This window comes from uncultured Methylobacterium sp. (assembly GCF_964251405.1).
In the GTDB taxonomy this organism is placed as follows: domain Bacteria; phylum Pseudomonadota; class Alphaproteobacteria; order Rhizobiales; family Beijerinckiaceae; genus Methylobacterium.
In genome coordinates, this window is sequence record NZ_CAXUJR010000077.1 from 1 (window position 1) to 5,837 (window position 5,837).

3 protein-coding genes are annotated in these 5,837 nt (G+C 70.7%); 1 reads left to right on the forward strand and 2 read right to left on the reverse strand.

Annotation, left to right across the window (positions count from 1 at the left end):
* Both ACFE7U_RS13540 and ACFE7U_RS13545 read right to left on the reverse strand, forming a co-directional pair.
* A partial coding sequence (locus ACFE7U_RS13540) for a Pls/PosA family non-ribosomal peptide synthetase (protein WP_375410248.1) occupies positions 1–4,040 on the reverse strand: 4,040 nt, incomplete at its 3' end.
* 168 nt (positions 4,041–4,208) lie between these two features.
* Positions 4,209–4,814, reverse strand: coding sequence for a histidine phosphatase family protein (locus tag ACFE7U_RS13545; RefSeq protein WP_375410249.1), 606 nt, complete (start codon positions 4,812–4,814; stop codon positions 4,209–4,211).
* Between the two features lie 200 nt (positions 4,815–5,014).
* Here ACFE7U_RS13545 and ACFE7U_RS13550 point away from each other — a divergent pair, with 200 nt between their 5' ends.
* Entirely contained in the window at positions 5,015–5,836 is an 822-nt protein-coding gene (locus ACFE7U_RS13550; protein ID WP_375410250.1) for a polyphosphate kinase 2 family protein, read from the forward strand.
* Position 5,837: the final 1 nt, after the last annotated feature.

Here is a 5,837-nt window from a genome sequence, read left to right on the forward strand (position 1 = left end):
ACCACCGGCACCGCCGGCGCGCCCTCCCATTCCGAATGCGCGGGGATCGACTCGCCCTTCATGACGATGGTGAGCGGGCGCAGCCGGGCGTAGTCGCCGACCTTGGTGTCGTAGAGCACCGTCGAGAAGGCGCCGACCGAGACGCCTTTGCCCACCACGACCCGGCCGACCTTCATGATGCGGTCCTCGTACAGATGGGTCTGCAGCGCCGAGGTCCGGTTGATGGTGGCGTAGTCGCCGATGGTGACGCAGTCGAACTCGGTGATGTCGGTGGTGAGCATGCAGACGCCCTTGCCGACCTTGACGCCGAGAAGGCGCAGCATCCAGGGCAGGAACGGCGTGCCGCACAGATGCTCGAGCAGCACCTTGCCGGCGAGCCCCCAGTAGAGCACCGCCACGGCCTCGGTGCGCATGGCCCACCACGACCACATCGGCTGCATGCCGGGCTTGTAGACGCCCATCAGCAGCCATTTCACCGCGATCACCGTGAAGGACTGGATGAAAGCGATGGCGACGCTGACGAGGACGAAGCTGAGGCCGAGCCCGATCCAGTCCTCGGCCAGGATCGCCGGGTAGAAATAGACGTCGATCGCCGTGATCGCGAGGGTGATGAACAGCATCGGCGAGAACGAGGTCGAGAACGCCTCGAACATGCCGCGCCGCAGCTTGGGGCCGATGCCGGGCTCGTAGGTCCGGGCCGCCGAGCCGAGGTCGACCTTCTGGCGCGAGGGCAGCTTGATCGGCGGCGAGCCGAACCAGGTGTCGCCCGGTCCCATCATGGCGTTGGCGGGGGGCTTCGACTTGATGCCGATGAGCACGTCGTCGGGGATCACGGCGCCCGGCGGCACCACCGCGTCGTTGCCGACGAAGACGCGCGCGCCGGTGCGGACCTCGTGCATGTGCATCCAGCCGCGGCGGATCTCCTCCTCGCCGAACACCACCTCGTCGGCGATGAAGTTGCGCGCGCCGATGTCGGCGAGGTCGTAGCGGCCGGCGAGGTTGGTGGAGATCTCGGCGCCCTGCCCCATCCGGGCGCCCATCAGCCGGTACCAGGCCCGCATGTAGACCGTGGCGAAGAGCGAGGAGAGCGTCTCCAGGGTCACCTCGGCGGCGAGCGCCACCGCCCATTTGCGGAGATAAAAGCCGCTATGGATCGAGTAGGTGCCCGAACTGACCCGCGGCAGCACCAGCCAGCGGATGCCCGCGATGAGCATCACGGTGCCCGCCGTCATCAGCATGGCGGTGGGCCAGGTCAGCAGCGGCAGGTACCAGTGGTAGTCGATGTCCGTGAGCTGGCCGAGCGAATCGCTGAGCTGGTCGAAGATGTAGAAGGCCGGGAAGATCGGCAGCAATCCCACCGCCGGGATCGCGGCGAGCAGGAACGCGTAGGCGAGGGTGAGGCCCGCCCGCCGCCGGGCGGAGGCCGGGGCCGCCTCGGGGAGGGCGGCGGGATCGGCCATGCCGACCTTGACGCCCGGCGAGCCGTCCCAGACCTCGGCCGCGCCGACGATCGTGCCGGTGGGCACGGTGGTGAGATCCCCGATCTCGGCGTGATCGCCGATCACCGCATCGGGGCCGATCACGCAGGAGGTGCCGATCGCCACATCCGCGCCGATGACGACGGGGCCGATGACGAGCTCGTTGCCCACCACCTCGGCATTGGCGATGACGAGGCGCCCGCCGAGCGAGGCCCCGGCGCCGATGGTGAGGAGGTCCGGCGCCCCGACCTCGATGTCGGAGATCAGGGCGTCCCGGCCGACCCTGGCGCCGAGGAGGCGCAGGAACAGCACGATGGCCGGCGAGCCCTGCAGCCACTTGATATGGACCAGCGGCACGAGGCGCTGGGTCAGCCACCAACGGTAATAGTACACGCCCCAGAGCGGGTAGCGCCCGGGCCTCGTCCGCCCTAGGATCAGCCACTTGGCGGCAACGGCGACGCCGGCCGTGACCGCGTTGATGCCGACATAGACCATCAGCATCACGGCGAGTTCGCCAAAGAAACCGAGCCCGCCGCCGGTGAGAAGCAGGTAGGTGACGAAGATGCCGAGCCATTGCGCGGTGGCGAGCGCGATGACGAAGGGCAGGGCCGCCGCCTGCGCCAGCCCGCACAGGGCGCGACGCAGGAGCGGAGGCGGCGCGAAGGAGAGATCGCGCACGGCCATCTCGGTGCCGGCGCCGCCGGTACGCTCGATCAGGGCCTCGGCGATCGCCCGCAGGGTGCGCTTGGCATAGACGTCCTGCAGGGTGATCGCCGCGAGGGCCGGCGCCTCGCGCACGGCCCCGACGAAGCGGGCGGCGAGCAGCGAATGGCCGCCGAGATCGGTGAAGAAATCCGCCTCGAACGGGATCGCCTGGTTGCCGAAGACCTGGTTCGCCGCCGCGAGCAAAGCGGCCTCGGTCTCGTTGCCGGGCGGCTCCTGCTCGCCCGAGGTGTCGGCGATCGTCAGCGTCGCCGCTCGCAGCGCCTTGCGGTCGACCTTGCCGGAGGTGAGGCGGGGCAGCACCTCCACGCTCTCGAAATGACTGGGCACCATGTAGGGCGGCATCTGGTCGCCGAGCGTTCGGCGTAAGAGCGCCGTGTCGAGCGCCGCGCCGCGCTCGGGCACCAGGAAGGCCACGAGCCGGTCGACGCCGTCGTCGGAGCGCAGCACCACCGCTGCCTGGGCGATGCCCGGCAGCACCCCGATGCGCGACTCGATCTCGCCGAGCTCGACCCGGAAGCCGCGGATCTTGACCTGGTCGTCGATGCGCCCGTGGAAGACGATCCTCCCCGCCGCGTCGAGGGACACCGCGTCCCCGGAACGGTAGAGGATCGGGTCGCCGTCGTCGGACGCGAACGGGTTGGCGATGAACTTCTCCGCCGTCAGCTCGGGTCGCTGCAGATAGCCCTCCGCCACGCCGGGGCCGCCGATCAGCAGCTCGCCGGGCTGTCCCGGGCCGAGCAGTTCCAGCCCCTCGCCGACCACGTAGACCGAGTAGTTCGGGATCGGGCCGCCGATGGTGACGGACTCGCCCGGCCGCATCTCGGCCGCCGTCGCCACCACCGTCGCCTCGGTCGGCCCATAGGTGTTGAACAGTTGTCGCGATGCCGTGGCCCAGCGGGCGACCAGGGGCTCCGGCAGGGCCTCGCCGCCAAGCAGGATGAGGCGGACCGTGGGCAGATCCCGCGACAGCATCGCCAGCAGCGTCGGCACCGTGTCGAGGACCGTGACGCCGGCCTCCGCCAGGATCCCCGGCAGGGCCTCGACGTCGCCCATCATGGCGGGGCTCGCCACGAACAGGGTCGCTCCCACGAGGTAGGGGACCCAGATCTCCTCCATCGAGAGGTCGAAGGCCACCGAGGCGCCCTGGAACACCACGTCGTCCGCGCGCACGCCGTAGACGGCGTTTCCCGACCGCAGGAAATGGCAGATGTTGGCGTGACTGATGACGATGCCCTTGGGCAGGCCGGTCGAGCCCGAGGTGTAGATCAGGTAGGCCGGGTGGGCGGGCGTGAGGCCGGCCGCGCGCGGATCGGCGTCGGGGGCGTCGGCGGGGGTCGCGGCGAGCAAGGCCTCCACCGTCAGGGCCGGGGCGGCGCCGGGCGCCTGAGCGGCGAGATCGTCGGAGACCAGCAGGGCCTTGGCCCCGGCGTCAGTGAGGCAGACCGCGACGCGATCGGCCGGAGCCTCGGCGTCGAAGGGCAGCCAGGCGGCGCCGGAGAAGGTGATGCCGAGCTGGGCGATCAGGAGGTCCGGGCCGCGCGCCATCCACAGGCCGACTACGTCGCCGGGGCCGATCCCACGATGGGCGAGCGCACGGGCGATGGCGCGAGCGCGCCGCGCCACGTCGGCGTAACTCGCCGCCGGGCAGGTTCCGTCCGCGGCACGCCGGGCGCCGTCGACGAGGGCGGGATGATCGGGACGCGCCCCGGCGCTGGCGAGGAAGATCTCGGCCAGCACCTCGTCGCGGATCAGGTCGGGGCGAGACGGGCCGCGCAGGATGGCAGCCTCCCTGCGCGCGACCGCCGGCGGCCGGGTCTTCTCGGCGAGACTGCTCATCCGCTGCTCCGCTCGACGAACTCCGGAGATCCGGATTCGTTCTCCCACGACGTCGGCCACCGTCTCGGCCCTTCGACGGCACGCCCGCGAAGCTCGACGCCACCGTCCAGTCCCAGGGCATCTAGCACGTTTGCGCGACGCGCTTGAACCGGACTCGTGCGGCGGGAATCAGGTCCAGCGCCAACCGGTGCCGTCGAGGACGAGGACGCCGCCCTGGCGGATGCCCATTCGCGGCGCCTGTGCCGGGCTCACGTAGCCGAGACCGACCAGCACCGCGCGGGCGATGCCGCCATGAGCCACCATCACGGTGGTCCGGTCGAGGGCGGCGAGCGCCGGGGCGACGCGGTCGACGAGCATGGCGTAGCTCTCGGCCCCCTCCCCAGGCGGACGGTATTCCCAGCGGTCGCGGTCGCGCGCCAGGGCCCTGCCCCGGTCGCGCCGCCGGATCTCCGACCAGGTCGAGCCCTCCCAGTCTCCGAAGCTGATCTCCTTCAGCCGCTCGTCGAGGCGGTAGGCCTGGTGGTCGAGGTCGAGGCGGGTCCGCAGCGCCTCCATGGTCCGCCGGGTGCGGGCGAGCGGGCTCGCCACGAAGTCCGCCTCGTCCAGGCCGTCGCCCGCCACCGCGCGCAAGCGGTCTGCGGCCTCGCCGGCCTGGCGCAGGCCCTCGGCGTTGAGGGGGACGTCGCGCTGCCCCTGGAGTCGGCCCTGCGCGTTCCAGTCGGTCTGCCCATGCCGCACGAAGTAGATCGTCGGTCCCGTGCGGCGTAGGGTCATGCGCCGCACGGCGCAGAATGGTGGCCGGAACGTTCGGTCGTCACAACCCTCATCCCTTCCCGGCACCCCTGCCCGATCTGCGGACCTGGTCCTCACCGTCGCCCTGCGGCGAGCGCATTGCACGAAAGCGAGCTGACACTGTCATGTCGAAGACTCACGGCAAGCGCCAAAGGGCACAGGCCCACATGAAACGGAAGGCAATGGCGTCGCAGGACTCGGGAGCCGGTCTCGTCACCGTGGTGCCCGGGGCGCCCTTCGACCTCTCGGCGATCGATCCTGACGCCGATGGCGGCCTCGACAAGGGGGCCGCCAAGCTCGCCCTGGCGGCGCAGCGCGACCGTATCCGGACCCTGCAGGAGCGGCTCTACGCCGAGCGCAGCCGCAGCCTGCTCGTGGTGTTCCAGGCGATCGATACCGGCGGCAAGGACGGCACCATCCGGGCGGTGTTCGAGGGCGTGAACCCGCAGGGCTGCGAGGTCACCTCCTTCAAGGTGCCGAGCCAGGCCGAGCGCGACCACGACTTCCTGTGGCGCTACCACGCCCGCACCCCCGCCCGCGGCATCGTCGGGGTGTTCAACCGCAGCCATTACGAGGACGTGCTCGCGGTGCGGGTGAAGAACCTCGTACCCGAGGCGGTCTGGCGCCCGCGCTACGGCCTCATCAACGACTTCGAGCGGATGCTGACGGAAGAAGGCACCACGATCCTGAAGTTCTTCCTGCACATCTCGAAGGCCGAGCAGAAGGAGCGACTGGAGGCCCGCATCGCGGAGCCCAAGAAGCACTGGAAGTTCGATCCCGCCGACCTCGTCGAGCGCCAGGCCTGGGACGTCTACCAGGAGGCCTTCACCGAGGCCCTCGGCCGCTGCTCGACGCCGCACGCGCCCTGGCACGTGGTCCCGGCCAACCGCAAGTGGTTCCGCAACCTCGTCGTCGCCCGTACCATCGCCGAGACCATCGAGGCGATGGACCCACGGTTTCCGAAGGCGGCGTCTGGGATCGCCGGGATGACGGTGCCGGATTGAG

Excerpts from the sequence above, each read along its gene's own strand:
- ACFE7U_RS13550 (WP_375410250.1), top strand. The coding sequence starts at position 5,015 with ATGGCGTCGCAGGACTCGGGAGCCGGTCTCGTCACCGTGGTGCCCGGG.
- ACFE7U_RS13545 (WP_375410249.1), bottom strand. The coding sequence starts at position 4,814 with ATGACCCTACGCCGCACGGGACCGACGATCTACTTCGTGCGGCATGGG.